Origin of the sequence: Novosphingobium sp. EMRT-2 (assembly GCF_005145025.1) — a bacterium.
GTDB lineage: Bacteria > Pseudomonadota > Alphaproteobacteria > Sphingomonadales > Sphingomonadaceae > Novosphingobium.
The window spans coordinates 899,608-915,647 of the sequence record NZ_CP039695.1 but is presented as its reverse complement, the minus strand read 5'-3'; the positions used below and the strand labels follow the sequence as shown (position 1 = coordinate 915,647).

Genomic DNA, 16,040 nt, shown 5'->3' with positions numbered 1-16,040 from the left:
ACGACAAAGATCAATCAGCAGGCGTCTCAAGCGCTTTGCCGACGAGACGGCGAATTGCCTCCGCACGGGCTGGAATGCCGGGTTGCTTCGCGCGCCATTCATCGATCCGCGCAACCTCTGCAACAGACATCATGATCGGGATGCGCTGATCTTTTTTTGCCGTGGTCATGGGTGCCTGTTACCCAACTTGTGCCTGTAGCACAATATCCATTGACAGGCACAAGTGGCACAACTAACACAAAACAGCCCGGAGCGAGGTTGCCGCCTCACTCCGGGCCTAACCACTGGATCAGTTGGAGTGATCGCCATGGCTACCAAGCCCGATACCACTGCCCCCGCGCGCCCGGCAAGCACGGCGCGCGTCATCGATCTGAACGAAGCCCGCCGCGTGGTGCTGCTGCGCCGCCTGTGGGCCGAACACGATGGCGAAGGGAGGCCGTGCTGATGGCAAAGCATCTGGCCCGCGAACACTTCCTTCCGCGCACGATCTATCTGGGCGTGATGCCCACGGATCGGGAGGCCATCGAACAGCAGATCGAAGCGCTGATCGAGATGCTCGACCACATCGACGGCGATCCCGACATGGAGCCGGACCACGAAGATTACGACGCCTGCGATGCCGGCGAACACATCCAGCTTCTTCCGATCCTGCCCCGCTATGGCGAGGACCAGAGCGAGGGGCCGATCAACGAACGCGAGGCGCACGATATCTATTACGCGGAGTTGTGCGGTTCGGATGAGTGATACGCTGCCCGCGAAGGGGACGATTCGATGAGCGATAACAGGTTTGCCTTGGTGGAGTTCCAAGGCTCCCAGCTTCTGACCATTTTCGATGGCGAAACCGTGCGGGTGGCGATGAAGCCGCTGGTGGACGCGCTGGGTATCGATTGGGTGAGCCAGTATAAGCGCATTCAGCGGGACCCGCTTCTTTCGGAAGGTATGGTCATTATGACCATGCCTTCCGAGCGTGGGATGCAGGAAACCGTGACCCTACCCATCGATTTGATGCATGGATGGCTATTCACGCTCACAGTTTCCAAGGTTCGCGAAGATGCCCGAGCAAGGGTGATCGCCTATCAGCGCGAATGCTATCAGGTGCTTCACGACTATTGGGTCAAGGGCGCGGCGATCAACCCGCGCCATGCCCAAGGCGGCACTACCAGCACGGGCGATCTGTTGAAGCTGGTGGACCGTCTGAAATCGGAATGGCAGCCAGACATCAAGGCCATGCTCCATGCGGTGCTGGCGCAGACTTGCGAGCGCATGAACGTGCCGCTGCCGCCGATCGAGGCGTTCGGCCAGCCCAGCCTTCCGGATCTGGAAATCGCGGGAACGTTCTTTGCCGGGCTGATGAGCCTGCGCGAAGCCGGGATCACCTTCGACCATCACCGCCAGGACGAAATGCTGGCGATATCGCTGCCGGAAATCGGCAAGCTGTTCGAAAAGCGCCGGATCGATTCGGCGCGCAACCATAAGCTGTGGCGCGCCCTGCGCGCGCACCCGGCGTTCATGGATGTGGGCGTGGTCAACAGCCGCGATGGCAAATCGCGCCATTGCTGGATGTTCAACCGCGCGAAGCTGCCGGGGCTGGAAACCGCCCCGGCGCGCTGATCAACTGGTGATGATCGACATGATTTCGGCGTAGCGATCGACGCCATCGACGATGAAGACGCCGGCGATCATGTCGATTTCCACCTCGACGCGGCCGTTCACCTCGCGGCGGTAATAGGCGAGCGCAGCCTTGTACTTGTGTTCGGTGTTGTCGCCGGGCTTGCCCTTGCCCATGTCGATTTCGGAAAACCGGCCGCCCAGGAAGATGTTCACCGCGTCGGGCGAACTGCCGTCATCAGCCTGATAGGCGGCCACCAGGCGGATGCGGGTGCCGTCCACCGCCGTCGTGCCGAACTTGCGCACCAGTGCGGCGACATGGCCGCCCATGGTGAGCGTGGCTTCCAGCTTTTCCAGCCCCATGTCGATCTGCACCGCGCCGATCGCGCCGCCGCCGCGCCAGTCTTCCAGCATCAGCGCCAGCTTGGGTTCTTCGTATTCGCCCACGATGCCGATGTAGCTGCCACCATCGACATAGGCGTTGCAGTTCTTGAGCTTGCTGGGGATGCCCATGGGCGTGTCCTTTCAGGTGGCTGGTGTCTCGCCTGCGCGCGACACGAACGGGTTGGGGCGATCAGCCGGGTGGGGCCGATCAGGTGATCTGGTCGGCGAAGCCGGTGTAGAATTCGTCCGTGATGGACAGGTCCACCGTGGGGTTTTCCATCGGGGCGACGGGCGTGAAGGCGATGCGGAAGGTGGGGCGGCCGGCCATGAGCTGGTCCGCCGAATTGGCGTCCTTGTCGAAATAGGCCTTCGCGCCGATCAGCCAGCCCCGGCGCACGAGATCGCGGAACGCGGCGTTCACGGTTTCCAGATTGTCGCGGATCAGCGCCACCGTCATCGGCTGATCGAAGAAGGGCAGGAACACCGAAACGATGATGTCCTGCAGCGCGTGCAGGGTCCGCACCGCGCTTTCGAACACGTACATCGGCTGATCCTCGCCCGCGCAGGTGCGGTTGCCCCAGAAGCGGAAGCCGGCGCCGGCATGGACGATGGTGGTCACGCCCGCATCGTTCAGCACGCCGGCATCGGTCGAAGGATCAAGCAGGTCGAAATGCACCGGGATGGATACGCCGGTCACGCCGTCGATCGGCACGTTGCTGATCGTCTTGTGCCAGCCAATCGTTTCATCGATCAGCGCGCGCAGGGCCAGCGCACGGGCCACGGCATCGCCCGCGAAATCGGACGAGGTGTTTGGCCAGATCAGCATGAGTTCGCGCGCGGAATAGGTAGCGCGGTACGTGGTGGCGGCCACGATCGTATCGCCGATCGCGCGGGCATAGGGGAAGGCGCGCAGCTTCTTGGCCGCGATCACCAGTTCGGCCGTCACGTCCGCCGTTTCCAGCCCCGGCGCGCCAAGGATGCGCGGGCGTTTGCCTACTACGCTTTCGGCGGTCCGCAGCGCCTGGATGCCAGCGATCACGTTGTCTTCCGTCGCGCCGGCGTCCGCGCCCTGCGCCACGCGGATCACCACCACCAGCGGGCTGGTGATATCGTCGATCGCTTCGAGCGCGGGCTTGAGCGTGCCGGTGGTGCCGGCCTTGGCGATGGCGTTGGCCACGCTGGTGACCAGCACCGGCGTGTTGAGCGGGAAGGCGGCGTTCAGCGCGGTGGTGGCCGCACCGGCAGCGGCCCCGGCGGTGGCGACCAGCCCGATCACGGCCAGGCTGGGCAGCTTGACCGTGCGGGCGCCGGAAGTGGATTCGGTGAGGGTAAGGCCGTGCGGCATGGTGCGGTCCTTCGGTTAGGCGGCGGCGCGCCGGAGCAGGAGGGGGATGGAGAGGGAGACGATATCGGTGGCGGTCGCGGGAACGGTTGACGCCCCGACCAGCTTGCCCTGGATGGCGATGGTGAGCTTGCCCGAGGCCGCTTCGCTGGCGTCCATCACCACACGGGTCAGCGCGATGCGCGGTTCCCAGCGCCGCAGCGCCGTGGCGGTGGCCGCGTGCAGCAGCATGGTAAGGCTGGCGTTGATGGGCCGGTCGATAAGATCGAACAGCAGCGATCCGAAATCGCGGGCCATGGGGACCGACCCGAGCGGCGTGGAGAGGATGCGCGCGATCGACTGCGCCAGGTGCGCGATGCCGGACAGCGGCTTTCCAGTGGTGGCGTCCATGCCGATCATGCGCGGCACCAAGCGCCGGGCGCGCGCGGAACGCCAGCGCGCCGCCGGGTAACGGGGCGCGTTACCCGGCGCGCGGCGAGAGCGGTACGGATGGCCCCGAGTTGCGTCATTGCGAGAGGCGCAGCCTCGCGGCAATCCAGAGTGGAACGCGGGGCACTGGATTGCTTCGCTGCGCTCGCAATGACGAAGGGGGTTAGACTGGCGTTCCGGTCTGCGCGCTGCCGGCCTGCACGTTGCCGTGCTTGTGGTTCTTCAGGCTGATGCCGGCGGCCTGCACATCGGCATCGCTGTCGATCTGGCCGCTGGCGTGCAGCGTGCCTTCGATCGTAACATCGCCCTTCAGCGTAATGCCGCCGGGCGCCTCGATCGATGCGGTGCCGCCGGCGGGCAGCACGGCGGTGAGCGCGTGGGCGGCGGGATCGTAAGCGATGCGCGCGCCATCGTCGTACACGTCCAGATCGATATCCTCGTCCGATGGCGCGGGGAAGTTATCGTTGAACAGGCCGCACAGGGCCACGCCGTTGCCGATCTGGCCATCGGGGCAGAGCAGGACCACTTCCTCGCCCTCGCTGGGCGGGGACCAGCGGCGCTTCTTCCCGGCGCGCACCGCCGCCCAGCGGACGGGCGGGCTTACCGCGTCATCCTCATCCGGATCGCCGATCCGCACGGTGCAGCGCGCCGCCGCCAGATCCACGGTGGCGATCGTGCCCAGGCGGATCAGCGTGGAAGCGTCCGCCGGGATGTCCTCATCCTGCCCGCTCATTTGGGAGAGGGGCAGGCCACGTCATAGGCGGCGTTGTGCTGCAGCACTTCGAACACGGTCTGATCGCTGTCCCACTTGTTGTCCGCATCGTCCGCGCCGGCGGCGGGGGCGGGTTCAATGCTGATCCGGCGGAAGATCAGGCAGGAATCGCTGGCAGTTCGCGGGCGTTCGGGCTGACCGCAGGCACTGGTCATAAGCAGCGCGATTGCGAGGATCGCGCACGTCTTCACGGGCGGCATTGGCGTTCTCCGTTCGGATGATGATGGCGGATTGATCGTCCGCGCGCTGGCTGTCGGCCCCGGCGGCTCGCTGGGCGGCATCGTGGCGGTTGACGGCGGAAACCACCGCCGCCGTGCCGCCCGCCAGCACGGCAATCGCCAGCAAGATCAGGATCAGGGTGGCGGCCCAGCGGGGCAGGCCGATCAGGGTGGCGATGCGGGCAAGCATGGCAGTTCCTACCTTTCCGGAAGGGGAGGGGGTGGAATGTCCTTCGGCGGGGCGGCATCTTCCCCGCCGTCAAAGCCCACTTCGGCCGAGCCGAGCTTGCCCCGGAAGCTGCGGCGGTTGATCGCCATGCCAAGGCCCACCAGCACCACGGCGATGGCGCCCACGGCGATCCACAGCACCCAGCGGATGGTGATGACCCGTTCGGCCTCGCTGGAAACGGACCAGCGCCCGGCGGGCAGCAGCGCGGCCACGGTCCACCAGACGAAGGCGGTGAGCACCACCGCGCCCAGGATGGAACCGACCAGCGCCACCAGCGCGCGCCAGTCTTTCGGCGGCCAGCTTTCGAACAGGCGGATCATGCGGCGCGCCGATAGAGATCGGCCTCCATCGCGCGGCGACGGTCGAGGCCGGAGAGGACCACGCCGTTGGCCTTGTTCCACTTGGCGAATTCGCGCGCCGCGCCTTCGTAATCGCCGGCGTTGTGCTTGCGCAGCAGCGTGCTGTCGCCCAGCCCTTCGGCGATGGTGTCGTCATCCTCGTCCAGCCCCACGTTGAAGGCGAAGCTGACCAACGCGGAAAACTGGTTGTCGGTGGTGACGGGGGCGAGGCGGGCGACGCCGGCTTCGAACCGGGCAAGGTCCGCCGCCAGCAGCGCATCCGCGCGGGCTTCGGTAATGACCAGGCCGGGCACGACATCGGGGCCGGTGTGGCCATAGCCGATCGTCCAGATTCCGGCAGGGCACTTGTAGGCCTTCAGCTTCAACCCTTCGAAATGCTTGATGATGGCCACGCCGGCGCCGTTGATGCGGCGCACGGCAGGCGCGGCGGGGCGGCCGACGCCGAAGGCATCGAGCAGGTTGTCGAGCGCCAGCACATGGCCGGGATCGTTGAACAGGCCGGGCCGCGCGGCGGCGCGCACCGCATCGAAGATCGGCTTTCTGGGATCGGTCTGGCGGGGATCGGGGGCGCTCATTCGACCGGTTCCTTTCGGCGTAGCAGGCGCTGGACCGTGGTGGTTTCGAAGATCCTGATCACAGTCCAGATGATGGTCAGAAGCGTGGCGATGGCCGGCAGCACGTCGATCACGCTCCCCAGCAAGGCGGTGAGTGAAATGGCATCGAACAGGTGCTTGAGGCCGTCCGGCATGTCTTCGAGGTGGGCGCGCACGGCGCGCAGCGCGGCGGCGGGCGTCACGGCGCGGGTTCTTCCGGCAGTTCGGGGGCGGGCGGGGGATTGGTGATCGCGCCGATCGCGATCTTGTGTCCCACGCCGGCCGCCACTTCGGCCACGCGGGCTTCGGTGGCTGCCTTGTCGTATTTGCCTTCGCTGGTGAGGCACGCGTTGACGGCGCGGCGGTGGGTGACGCCGGCGTGGACGAAGGTGACCGGAACGGTGTTGGTCTTGGCGTCGAACTTGCCGATGGTGGTCTTCATGACGGGTTCCTTTGCGGGGGTCGGGGATGAGCGGCGGGATCACGGCGCCTTGCCAACGGCGCGCCAGCGCACGGTGACGACGCGGTTGAAATACTGGTCCGCCTTCGCGCTGTCGGCGGTGATCCGCGAACCGAGCGTGGTGGGATCGTCGAAGCAGACCACGCACACGTTCCAGCCCGCGTTCGCGCCCTTGTTGCCGTTGCCCGAGATGTGGATGGGCGCGGCGGCGGAGAACGGGACCGGGAAGGTTACGTCCGCGTACTGGACGTTGAAGCCGGTGCCGAGGTCCACCGTGCCCCATTGTTCCAGCACGAAGCCGCCGGCCCCGTCCGGGTATTTGCGCCACTGCCCGTTCGCGTTGCTGCCGGACGTGTGATAGTCCGCGATGTGCTGCGCCGGCGTCTTGCCGCGCCACAGATCGGCATCGAGGCCGGAGCCCGCGCCGTCGTTACCGGCATGCCAGACGGTGTTGCCGCCCGCCAGAAAGCCCACGCGGGCGTTGACCAGGCCGTCAGCGCCGGTCCACGTTTGCCCGACGCCACCAACGACCGTGTACCAGATGTTCGCGGCTCTATCGTAAAGCACATAGTCGTTGCCGTCGCCGCTTAGGACCAAGTTGCCATCGACATGCGAAAGATAGCTGTTCGGCGCGCCACTGACGGAAAAGCTGGGTGAAAAGACCGCGCCGGTGAACGTATCGCCTGCCCTGTTCGCGGGCGTGTAGCCAAGGCGGGCCGGGATGTTGGTGTAGTAGCTGCCGTGCTGCCCATCGAGCAGATCGGCGTCGAGGCCGGAGCCGGAACCGTCGTTGCCAGAGTTCCAGACCAGCGAGTTCGTGACACCGGCATAGAGTTCCGCACCGTTGAGCACGTAGCGGTTGCCGTCGCAAAACAGGTAGCGGTTGCCGCTATCGCCCAGCAGTAGCACGCCGCTGCCGTTGCCCCGATCCGCGCCGATGTCGCCCGTGCTGAACAGGCCGGCGCGCGCCGCGCCGGCCTGGACAATGATGGACCCGGTTGCGGTATCGCCGGCCTTGTTCAGCGGGGTGTAGCCAAGCCGGGCGGGGATGTTGGTGTAGTACGTCCCGTGCTGCCCATCGAGCAGATCGGCGTCGAGGCCGCTGCCCGATCCGTCCTGCGCCAGCAGCCAGCCAAGAATGGCGGCCTTGGCGGCGGCGGGCGTCAGGGCGCGCAGGGCATCGATGCCGGCTTGCGCTTCGGCCACGGTGGCCAGCTCCACCACGCCCTGCCGTTCGGTGGTGGCGGGCGGGTTGATGAAGCTGGCATCGCCGAAGGTGATCGAGGCAGCATCGATATCCGCGAAGATCACGTCGATCGAAAGCAGCGCGATCGAGGCGGCAACCTTTTCGAGGATCGGCGCGGCCTGGCCATAGATGGCGAACAGGGTGCCATCCGCCAGATAGAGGCCGAAGGCGCGCAGCGAATAGACATCGGCGCTTTCGTCCATCGCGGTGACGTGGATGGTATCGTCCGCCACCACGTCCCCGGCGATGGAGCCGGTGCGCTTCAGTTCGCCGGCCAGCGCCGTCATCGTGGGCGCGGGCACGATCGCGGTGGCGGACAGGCCGATCTGCGCGATGGTGACCGGGGCGGTGCCGGTGTTTTGCGCGTTGACGATGGCGGCGCGCCCGGCGTTGGTGATCGTGATGGTGAAGGCCATGGGGGCGGCTCCGGATCAGGCGGCGATACAGGGCAGGCGGGCATAAGTGGCGGCGCGGCCCATGGCCCGCAGGCCGATGCGCCCGCGCGCCGAAAGGCCCACGGTGAAATCGAAATGGGATCGCGCCGGCTTGGTGCGGGCGACTTCGGAAATCACCGCCTCGATGAAATCCGGGCCGGGCACGGCATCGCTCTGCCCGCCCAGCGAGACGGTGAGGGAGAAGGTATGCGGCGTGGCCGGTGGCGTCTTTTCCCACCATTCGCGGATGGCGACGTTGCCGCCGAAGCTGTTGACCACATCGGTCACCGATTTCCGCGTGCCCTTGCGCCGCTGGATGGCGATGGCAGAGGCCACGCGGGCGCGGCGGATGTTGAGCGGCCAGGCGGAATCCCACTGGTCGATCGAAAGACCCCAAGCCAGCCACGGCAGCACGTTTTCGGGGCATTGCTGGGGCGACCAGATTTCGCGGAAGGGCGTGTCGATCGCGCCGATGCGGATCTGCGCCAGCAGATCGAGCGCGCGTTCCAGCGCGGTGACCACCGGGGGGACAAGCGGCGCGTTCATTCGCCCACGCCTCCATCGGTGATCGTCACGCCGGTGCAGTTGCCCGCCTGTTGGCGCGTGATCGGGATATCGGCGGGCGGGCTGGCCAGCTCCACGTTCTGCACGCCTTCGGGGCACAAGGCGGCGATGATGCCCGCGCGCGTCACGTCGCGGCCCAGGCGGCGCGCGTTGGCCTGATAGGTGGCGAGGCGCGATTGGGCGAGCGCCAGCACGATGGCGCGATCCGGGCCGGCGAAGAAGGTGAGCGTGGCCTCTACCGCGTAATCCACGATGTCCGCCGCCTGCACGGTGACGTGATCGGTCATCGGCCGCACGTTGTCATCGGTCAGCCGCGCTTCCACCGCCGCCAGCACGGCGGGCGCGGGCGTGCCGTCTCCACTGCGCGAAAGCACGGTGACCACCACTTCGCCGGGATCGGGGCTGGTGGCCGATGCGTCGATCACGTCCGCATCGGCGGAGAGGGCGTGGAAGATGTAGGCCCCTTCCGGCCCGGCCACCGAATAGCCTTCGGGCGCGAGAACGATGCGGCGGCGGAAATCGTCATCGCTTTCCAGCACATCGTCAGTGCCGGTCAGCGGATCGGCCGGGGTGATGATGAAGCGTTCGACGCCGAACAGCGCGCCCAGATTGTCCAGATCGGCGTCTTCGGCGTAGGCCACCATCACGGCGCGGGCCACATCGTTTGAACGTTGGCGCAGGATCATTTCGCGGTAGCTGAACAGGTGGATGGCCAGAACCACCGGATCGGATTTCACCGTGGCATCGAACGAACCGCCTTCGGCCTCGATCGCGGTGGTGAACCACGCGAGGTTGGCGGCAAGGATCGTTTCGAAGTCCAGCTCCTCCACCACGCTGGGCGCGGGCAGGCGGGAGAGGTCAACCCCGGTAAAGCTGTCTGATGCGATGGGCATGGGGCCGGCTTGCCCGGCCTCCCGCGCCCGATCGAGTGCGCGCGCGGGTAACGGGGCGCGTTACCCGGTGGCGGCGGCGTCAGCGGTCCGGATCGAGCATGTCCGCGGCGATATCGATAGCGAGCCGTTCATCGTCCGGCGCAAAGCCCAGCAGGTGGCGTTCGGGATACTTGGCGCGGATGCGGCGGCGGTTGCGCAGGCGGCCCACGGTGACCACTTCGCCGAACTGGTTGTTCGATGCGATCCGATCGATCAGTCCGTTGGCCGGGCGGATTTCCACGCCATCGGCGGTGGCGTCCACCTTCCAGTGTTCGCCCTTGCGCAGCCCCCGGAACATCAGCGCGCCGGCCTTCTGGCGCAGCTTGCCAAGCCGGTCATAGCGGGCCTTGCGCCGCGCCATGGGATCGCCTTCCGGCTCCACGTTCTTCGCGATGCGGGCGGTGTTGGACTTGCGCAGCCCCATACCCAGCTTGCGCGCGGCGGCGATCCGTTCGGACGGGGACAGGCCACGCAGGATGCGGCCGAACCATTCATCCAGCTTTTGCAGGTCTTCGGCCATCGATCACATCTGGCCGTCGATGGCGGCCAGCCAGCCTTCGCCTTCCTGCCCCACGGCGGTAAGCGGCGGCGGAGGATCGGCGGGGCCGGCGCTGCCGAAATCATCGAACAGCGGATCAGGTTCGGGCAGGTAGGCCAGCGCGATAGAGCCATCTTCGTTGGGCGTGGCGGTGACGCTTTCCTTCAGGTCCACCTGAAGCAGCACGTCCACCACCTTGTTGGTCAGCACGTCCACTTCGAAGCTCAAGCCTTCGGTGCCGGGGATCAGCCGGTCGGGCTGTTCCACGCGCAGCCATGTGGTGAGCGCGTGGGTGACAACGGAGAGGTCGGCCGTCATCTCCATGATCAGCACGTTGGCGCGATAAGCGAAGGTCATACCCCCGCCGGTGGTGAGCGTGGCGGCCACGGTGCCGCGATCCACCCAGATGCGCAGGTTGGCCGGGTTCTGCGCCAGTTCGGGCACCGCCTGTTCGATGGCGGCGCGCAGGGAATTCAGCTTGCGCACGGGTCAGCTCCAAAGCTGCACGGTATCGCGCTGTTCGGGCGCGGCGGTGGCGGGATCGGGCAGGGTCAGTTGCGTGCCGGCGGGCAGGATCGGCCCGAGTTCGGCAAGGCCCCGGTTCATTTCCAGCACCTGTTCGGTGACCGCCGCCGTCCGCCCCAGCACGCGCCAGCAGACGGCGTCCACGGTTTCGCCCTGGCGGGAGGTGGCGACGGTCATGGGGTTTGCTCCGACAGGACCATCAGCAGGTCCGCGACATCGTTTTTCGCCAGTTCCCTTTGCCCGACCCGCCCGATGATGATGCGCTGCAGATCATGCATCTTGGCGCGAAATTCGGGAATGTCGTCGGTGTGCAGCAAAGGCAGCGCGATGAACCGATTCCAGACGGCGGCGGTCAAGGAAAGGATCACCAGTTCTTCGTTCGTGAAGCCGGTGGGCGCGCTCATAGCAGTTCCACCCGATTGCGCTGCACGGGCGGGCCGCCGATCGAGAGCAGATCGGCGCCGGCGGCCAGCGCCAGGCGGCGGAATTCGTCGCCGGCCACGGCGCGTTCGGCGGCGCGGTCAATGCCCTGATCGGTGGCGGCGATGTCCGGATGTTCGCCCGCCAGTTCGGCGGCAGCGAAGTAATAGACCATGCGGGTCCACAGGCGCACGGCGCGGTTCTGGCCATTGATGGTGTCCGTCGTCACGTCGGCCAGCGCGGCGGCGCCTTCCAGCACGCGCGCCGTTCGCCAGTCCGCCAGTTCGCGGAAGGCGTGGAGCATCCCGCCCTCGATCGCCATGACAAGGCGCGGGTTGGTGACCGTGTGGCCGCCCAGCGGCACCGCATCGCGGATGGCGGCCACGCCGATCGGGGGGAACCAGCCATCGGCCACAACCTGCGCGCCGTTCGGATCGGGCGCGGGGACGGGCGAGGAAATGAGGCCGCTCATGCTGGTTCCCTTGATGTTTTCGGGGGGTGAGGACGGGGCGGGAGCGAGGGCCGCAAGCGGCTTCGCTCCGAACCGTCCGCCCCCCGAGCGCCGTGGGGCGGAGCTTGTCGATTATTCCGTCGGCGCCTGATCGGGATCAGATGGCGCCGCCTTCTTCAGTTCGGTCTGCGCGCGTTCGATGTCCTTCTTGACGCCGGCGTTCTTGTCGAGCGCGAGGGCGCGGGCGAAGTGTTCGATCGCGGCGGAAAGGTAGGCCGCCTTGCCGCCCGATGGCGCGCTGTCCGCCGTGGGATCGAAGGCATCGGCCATGGCGCGGAAGCTGCGGCCGATGGCCTTGTGCAGCTTGGCCATGACGGGATCGGGCATGTCCCGGCCGGTCACCAGATCGAGCAGGGCCAGAAGCTGGGCATGGGTGACCGCTTCGGCGGTGGCAAGCGCGACGGTGGCGATGTCTTCGGCGAGGAAGCAAGCCACGGTGCGGGTGAAGGGCGCTGGCATCACCAGGTTGTGGCGCACCGCGTGCGCGCCGATCTTCAGCGCATAGTCGATGTCGCGATAGTCGATCGCCCAGATCATGTTCACCAGCAGGATTTCATCCTGCGCGGCCTGGCCGGCTTCACCCGCTTCCAGCACGCCTTCGATCCACGGCGTGAAAGCCGCCGCGAATTCCCGCTTCTTCGGCACGCGGGCTTCGTGGCTGGCGATGTCCTGCAACTGACGCAGGTTTTCGTGCAGCAGCACGCGCAGGGCGGCGTATTCCTGCCCCTGCGGCGTATCGGGCGCGGGTTCTTCCGGGGCGGCGGTGGTGGTGGCCGCGACGATGGTGCCGCTGATCAGCGCGTTGACGTGCATCTGGTGGCGGCGGAACGGGGAAAGGGCCATCTTCAGGGTTCCTTGGGGCGGGGCTTCCCAGATTTGGGGAACCTTTCCCCCGCCGGCTGACTGCACCAAGGGCAGGTTTCCGGCGGGGGCAGGAGAGGGGACACGGGACCATCCCCTTTTTCGCATTGGCTACGGGTTGCCACCGGTCCCGGCAGGTAGCCCGATCGTCGCCCTCGTGAATGTGTTAGGGCCGTTCGCCGAAGGTGATGTTTTCGGCCATCACGGCGAAGTCGGTGTCTTCGATGACGTAGCCTTCGTTGCAGCTGTTGTAGTCCACCAGGCTGGCCATGTTTTCCGGCTCATCGCGGATGTAACGGCGGCGCGATCCCTCCTGCATGTAAAGGGAAAGGTTGCTGGAATCGGATGCGTTGGCCTGACCAAGCGAGGTGATCAGCATCGTGCCTTCGGGGAACTTGGGCACGATCGCCGCCGGGCGGCCACCGATCTGCTTGGCGGACATCACGATATCGCTGACCTTCTGGTCGCTGGTGGCGCGGTCCCCGTCGATCACGTCCGAAACCGGGCGGTTGATCATCGGGAAGTACTTCTCATCCACCAGATCCTGACTGACGATGCAGACCAGATCGGTGGAACTGCGCGCCCAGCTTGGCATGCCCGCGATCAGGTCATAGGCCAGCGCATCGACGTTCTTGTAATCGCCATCGGCGGTGTCCGCGTTCGGGCCGATGTAGATCGGCTTGGCCGTGCCCGTGGCGGTGGTGACGCCGCCGGCGGTGACCGTGTTGCGACCCATGACGTGGTCGGCACGTTCAAGCCGCAGTTTCTGAAGCCAACCGATGTTGACATCCTGACCCAGCGGATTGGCGATCCGGTTGGTATCCGCCGCCGCGCTGGTGCCGTTCCAGCCCACCGAGATCCGGCTAAGGCCAACGGAGCGCGCGACGTGCGCGGCATAGCGCTGGGCGAAGTTCGGGAACTTCGACCAGGTGTCGATCAGTTGCCACTTGATCTTGCTGTCGAACAGCGTGGTGTAGAGCCGCCATTCGCGATCATCCATCTGGCCGATGTATGCCGGCTTGCGCGGCAGGTTGGCATCGGAAACGCGGCTCGCGATCATGTCTTCCGCGCCGAGCCCGATGACTTCGCCGATCAGATCGCGAACCGTGGGCATGTTGATGCGGGAGAGGAAGCCGATCTGTTCGCGCTGCATGTCCTCCAACCGCTGTTCGGCGGTGGGGGACAGCGAGAATTCCTCGCGCACGCCATGCGCGTTGTTGAGCCGGGCGATAGACGCATAAAGACCATTGAGAGCCGTGCGGCCACGATCGGAAACGGCGTAACGAACCTTCGCCATGTGTCTTGTCCTGTCGAAAAAGGGAATGCGGGGCAGGAGGGGAGATCAGAAGCCGTCGTACTGATCGGCGTTGCCGTCAGAGCGGGTGCGCTGGACGTTGAAGCGTCCGGGCCGAAGATCGCGGGCAGGGGTGCCTTCGAATTCTTCCTTCAGCTTGGCCAGATCGACGCCGAAGGTGTCCATCTCGGTGCGGAATTCGGTGCGCAGGGCGCCGATGTCGGTGCTGATGCCCTTGGCCAGTTCGGTGAACAGCGGCTTCAGATCGGCCACGTTGAACGCGGCGGGCTGGGCCGGATTGGCGGGGGTGGGCTGCTGCTGCTGCTGCTGCTGTTGCTGCTGTTCGGGGGCCGTGCCGCCGCCGAACTTGGCGGTGAGGCTATCGAAGAAGCGGCCCACCGACGACATCAGGCCTGCGCCGGCTTCTTCGGTGGTTTCGTCGGGGAATTCCAGCAGGGCGGCATCGGCGCTGGCAAAGGTATCGTTGCCGGGCCGGCTGCGGTTGAACTGCAACCGCTGGGTGGCGATCGAAGCGGGGCTGTCCGTCAGCGCGCAGCCGACCAGATAGGCGAAGTTCTTGCCGCAGAAGTTCGGCTCGATCTCGATCGAGGGGAACATTTTCTGGTTCGCCTCATTCAGCTTCTTCGCATCCGGCGTCACGTCCAGCACGCCGAACAGGCCGGTGCGCTTTTCCGCCTTGCCGTTGAAGTTGACTTCGACTTCGCGGGTGGAAAGCGAGAGGACATCGCCATAGGCGCGGAACGGGCCATCGCCGGAAATGCCCCGGATGTGTTCGATGTTCAGCCGCGCGCCATAGGTCTTCGGATCATAGCTGCTGGCCATTTCTTCCAGCATCTTCGGATCGATGGTGCGGCCATCGACGGTGGCACCGGACGTGGCGAGCAGGAATTCCTTGGTCTTCATCGGGGCAGCTCCGTTCGGGGAAGGGCGCTGCTTTCGCGCCCGTATCGCTGGCCCTTCACGCCACGCCAGGCGGCAACAGACAACGCGCGCGCCGGGTAACGGGGCGCGTTACCCGGAAGGGTGCAATTCCCGGTGCAGCGCGATCGATGCCGCAATGTCCGCCAGCGGGCAGTTCCACAGCGCAGCCAGAGCGGCGCATTCCTGCGGCGTGGGCGGCGCGCCGGCATCGAGCGCGCGGATTCGATCGGGGGCAATGCCCGTTTTGCGCTCGATCACGGGATAGGGGGTGCAGGCCTGGCGGAACCATGCGCTGAACCACCCGTCTCCGGACCGGATAGACCGTTGCACGGGATGGATCGGCCCCCAGGGCATCCATTGCCGTTCCCGCTTCCGTTCGCCCTTGCGCCGCATGGGGCAAGAAGAACGGAAGCGGAACGATTAGGCAAGTATGGAAGCAAAGTTGCAGCGCGGGGGCAGGCGCAAATCAAACTGAAAATCCAGGGCGCTATCCGGCCGCCAGTTCAACTGCCGGCCGAGCGCCGTCACCATTAGGCGGTGAAGGGAGGGCGTTCGATTTCGGCCCGAGCCACGTCCTCTTCCGAGGTTGAGAAGTCATGGTTGTGGAACGGTCCATGAAAATCGATGTTCATGCCGGTCCGCACAGCATCAAAGGATGCGAAGATACCGTTCTTGCGCTTCTCAAGTGTTGCCGTCTCACCACGCAGATTTTCTTGAGGACCAATATAAACGCCCCGAAAACGCTTGGTATCTTTCACGTTTGGCTCCTTTTCGTTCGGAGAACGATCATGGGATCAGGCTTGGTATCAACCTTCGGCGGTCAGCATAGCACAATCAGCTTTGATTCCCACGTTCCGGCTCCGTCGCTGCGTAGCGTCCCTTATCGACTCCGGCTTTCGTCATCCTAGATCAGATTGATCCGATAGAACGTAAGTGGAACGATTTGGCAAGGATCAGGTTACCGCAAGGCTCTTGCTGTCGAGTGCGGCGCCGGCAGCGGCGTTGGAAATGGCCGCCACGGTGCCGGCGGCGCGGGCGTCGTTGCACCAGATCCCGAAGTAGCGGAACCGCGTCGTTCCGGCAGTGCCGACCGCGCGGAAGGCGGATGAATTGTTGATACTTTGCGTGGCGGGATCGAACACGCGCACGCCGAAATTGACGGCTTCCAGATCGGTGCCACCATCGAGGCGCACCGGGTTTAGCTGCCCGCTGGCCAGTTGCCAGTAACCGCCGTTGAAGCGCCATTTGCCGAGCAGAACGGCGGTGCTGTTGTTGCCGTACCAGACGGTGCCGACCGAGCGGATTTCGGTGACGGCATTGCCTGGGGCCGCGCGGTTGTAGGCCTTGCGCATGTCCACCGAACCGCCTTCGAATTCGAT

At 65.9% G+C, this 16,040-nt stretch carries 27 protein-coding genes; 3 read left to right on the top strand and 24 right to left on the bottom strand.

Annotated features, from left to right (window positions below; genetic code table 11):
- Window positions 1-10: 10 nt before the first annotated feature.
- Complete coding sequence (locus FA702_RS22710) at window positions 11-169, bottom strand: hypothetical protein (protein ID WP_168195995.1); 159 nt, start codon at window positions 167-169, stop codon at window positions 11-13.
- A gap of 138 nt (window positions 170-307) precedes the next feature.
- Between FA702_RS22710 and FA702_RS22705 the strand changes: the two genes are divergently transcribed.
- The 3 genes from FA702_RS22705 to FA702_RS04555 are packed head-to-tail and all read left to right on the top strand — an operon-like array spanning window position 308 to window position 1,611.
- Entirely contained in the window at window positions 308-445 is a 138-nt protein-coding gene (locus FA702_RS22705) for a hypothetical protein (RefSeq protein ID WP_168195994.1), read from the top strand.
- Window positions 445-744, top strand: coding sequence for a hypothetical protein (locus FA702_RS04560; RefSeq protein WP_136955228.1), 300 nt, complete (start codon window positions 445-447; stop codon window positions 742-744). Before FA702_RS22705 ends, FA702_RS04560 begins: the two co-directional genes overlap by 1 nt.
- A gap of 27 nt (window positions 745-771) precedes the next feature.
- Window positions 772-1,611, top strand: a complete 840-nt coding sequence (locus tag FA702_RS04555) for a phage antirepressor N-terminal domain-containing protein (protein ID WP_136955227.1) — start codon at window positions 772-774, stop codon at window positions 1,609-1,611.
- On the opposite strand, the gene FA702_RS04550 is transcribed toward FA702_RS04555, so the two are convergent.
- The 23 genes from FA702_RS04550 to FA702_RS04440 form a co-directional block, all read right to left on the bottom strand.
- The gene (locus tag FA702_RS04550; protein WP_136955226.1) at window positions 1,612-2,121 is read right to left on the bottom strand and encodes a phage major tail tube protein; all 510 of its coding nucleotides are present in this window, start codon (window positions 2,119-2,121) and stop codon (window positions 1,612-1,614) included.
- A gap of 79 nt (window positions 2,122-2,200) precedes the next feature.
- The gene (locus FA702_RS04545) at window positions 2,201-3,337 is read right to left on the bottom strand and encodes a phage tail sheath subtilisin-like domain-containing protein (RefSeq protein WP_136955225.1); all 1,137 of its coding nucleotides are present in this window, start codon (window positions 3,335-3,337) and stop codon (window positions 2,201-2,203) included.
- A gap of 15 nt (window positions 3,338-3,352) precedes the next feature.
- Window positions 3,353-3,733 (bottom strand): GPW/gp25 family protein, encoded by a 381-nt coding sequence (locus FA702_RS04540; protein WP_136955224.1) that lies wholly within the window; start codon window positions 3,731-3,733, stop codon window positions 3,353-3,355.
- Window positions 3,734-3,926: 193 nt separating this feature from the next.
- Window positions 3,927-4,496, bottom strand: a complete 570-nt coding sequence (locus FA702_RS04535; RefSeq protein ID WP_136955223.1) for a phage baseplate assembly protein V — start codon at window positions 4,494-4,496, stop codon at window positions 3,927-3,929.
- A 114-nt stretch (window positions 4,497-4,610) separates the two neighbouring features.
- Window positions 4,611-4,943, bottom strand: coding sequence for a hypothetical protein (locus tag FA702_RS04530; protein ID WP_136955222.1), 333 nt, complete (start codon window positions 4,941-4,943; stop codon window positions 4,611-4,613).
- An 8-nt stretch (window positions 4,944-4,951) separates the two neighbouring features.
- A complete protein-coding gene (locus FA702_RS04525) occupies window positions 4,952-5,302 on the bottom strand; it encodes a hypothetical protein (RefSeq protein WP_136955221.1) in 351 nt (116 codons plus the stop codon).
- Complete coding sequence (locus tag FA702_RS04520) at window positions 5,299-5,916, bottom strand: lysozyme (protein WP_136955220.1); 618 nt, start codon at window positions 5,914-5,916, stop codon at window positions 5,299-5,301. The genes FA702_RS04525 and FA702_RS04520 overlap by 4 nt, the downstream gene beginning before the upstream one ends.
- Window positions 5,913-6,137 (bottom strand): hypothetical protein, encoded by a 225-nt coding sequence (locus tag FA702_RS04515; protein WP_136955219.1) that lies wholly within the window; start codon window positions 6,135-6,137, stop codon window positions 5,913-5,915. The genes FA702_RS04520 and FA702_RS04515 overlap by 4 nt, the downstream gene beginning before the upstream one ends.
- Complete coding sequence (locus FA702_RS04510) at window positions 6,134-6,376, bottom strand: hypothetical protein (RefSeq protein ID WP_136955218.1); 243 nt, start codon at window positions 6,374-6,376, stop codon at window positions 6,134-6,136. The genes FA702_RS04515 and FA702_RS04510 overlap by 4 nt, the downstream gene beginning before the upstream one ends.
- Window positions 6,377-6,415: 39 nt before the next feature.
- On the bottom strand, window positions 6,416-8,056 hold the full coding sequence (locus FA702_RS04505) for a hypothetical protein (RefSeq protein WP_136955217.1): 1,641 nt from the start codon (window positions 8,054-8,056) through the stop codon (window positions 6,416-6,418).
- A gap of 15 nt (window positions 8,057-8,071) precedes the next feature.
- Window positions 8,072-8,620: a phage tail protein I gene (locus FA702_RS04500; protein ID WP_136955216.1), complete on the bottom strand. Its 549-nt coding sequence runs from the start codon at window positions 8,618-8,620 to the stop codon at window positions 8,072-8,074.
- Window positions 8,617-9,531 carry a baseplate J/gp47 family protein gene (locus FA702_RS04495; protein WP_136955215.1) on the bottom strand — a complete coding sequence of 305 codons (915 nt, stop codon included), beginning with the start codon at window positions 9,529-9,531 and terminating at the stop codon, window positions 8,617-8,619. Before FA702_RS04495 ends, FA702_RS04500 begins: the two co-directional genes overlap by 4 nt.
- A 79-nt stretch (window positions 9,532-9,610) precedes the next feature.
- The gene (locus FA702_RS04490; protein ID WP_136955214.1) at window positions 9,611-10,090 is read right to left on the bottom strand and encodes a phage virion morphogenesis protein; all 480 of its coding nucleotides are present in this window, start codon (window positions 10,088-10,090) and stop codon (window positions 9,611-9,613) included.
- Between the two features lie 3 nt (window positions 10,091-10,093).
- Complete coding sequence (locus FA702_RS04485) at window positions 10,094-10,594, bottom strand: phage tail protein (protein WP_136955213.1); 501 nt, start codon at window positions 10,592-10,594, stop codon at window positions 10,094-10,096.
- 3 nt (window positions 10,595-10,597) lie between these two features.
- Window positions 10,598-10,810 carry a tail protein X gene (locus tag FA702_RS04480; protein WP_136955212.1) on the bottom strand — a complete coding sequence of 71 codons (213 nt, stop codon included), beginning with the start codon at window positions 10,808-10,810 and terminating at the stop codon, window positions 10,598-10,600.
- Window positions 10,807-11,037 (bottom strand): hypothetical protein, encoded by a 231-nt coding sequence (locus tag FA702_RS04475; RefSeq protein WP_136955211.1) that lies wholly within the window; start codon window positions 11,035-11,037, stop codon window positions 10,807-10,809. The genes FA702_RS04480 and FA702_RS04475 overlap by 4 nt, the downstream gene beginning before the upstream one ends.
- Entirely contained in the window at window positions 11,034-11,525 is a 492-nt protein-coding gene (locus FA702_RS04470) for a head completion/stabilization protein (RefSeq protein WP_136955210.1), read from the bottom strand. Before FA702_RS04470 ends, FA702_RS04475 begins: the two co-directional genes overlap by 4 nt.
- Before the next feature lie 111 nt (window positions 11,526-11,636).
- On the bottom strand, window positions 11,637-12,407 hold the full coding sequence (gene gpM / locus FA702_RS04465) for a phage terminase small subunit (protein ID WP_168195993.1): 771 nt from the start codon (window positions 12,405-12,407) through the stop codon (window positions 11,637-11,639).
- A gap of 184 nt (window positions 12,408-12,591) precedes the next feature.
- Window positions 12,592-13,722, bottom strand: a complete 1,131-nt coding sequence (locus FA702_RS04460) for a phage major capsid protein, P2 family (RefSeq protein ID WP_136955208.1) — start codon at window positions 13,720-13,722, stop codon at window positions 12,592-12,594.
- A 45-nt stretch (window positions 13,723-13,767) separates the two neighbouring features.
- The gene (locus FA702_RS04455) at window positions 13,768-14,643 is read right to left on the bottom strand and encodes a GPO family capsid scaffolding protein (protein ID WP_136955207.1); all 876 of its coding nucleotides are present in this window, start codon (window positions 14,641-14,643) and stop codon (window positions 13,768-13,770) included.
- 108 nt (window positions 14,644-14,751) lie between these two features.
- The gene (locus FA702_RS04450) at window positions 14,752-14,991 is read right to left on the bottom strand and encodes a hypothetical protein (RefSeq protein WP_136955206.1); all 240 of its coding nucleotides are present in this window, start codon (window positions 14,989-14,991) and stop codon (window positions 14,752-14,754) included.
- 200 nt (window positions 14,992-15,191) lie between these two features.
- The gene (locus FA702_RS04445) at window positions 15,192-15,419 is read right to left on the bottom strand and encodes a hypothetical protein (protein WP_136955205.1); all 228 of its coding nucleotides are present in this window, start codon (window positions 15,417-15,419) and stop codon (window positions 15,192-15,194) included.
- Window positions 15,420-15,614: 195 nt separating this feature from the next.
- Window positions 15,615-16,013 (bottom strand): hypothetical protein, encoded by a 399-nt coding sequence (locus FA702_RS04440; RefSeq protein WP_168195992.1) that lies wholly within the window; start codon window positions 16,011-16,013, stop codon window positions 15,615-15,617.
- Window positions 16,014-16,040 lie beyond the last annotated feature (27 nt).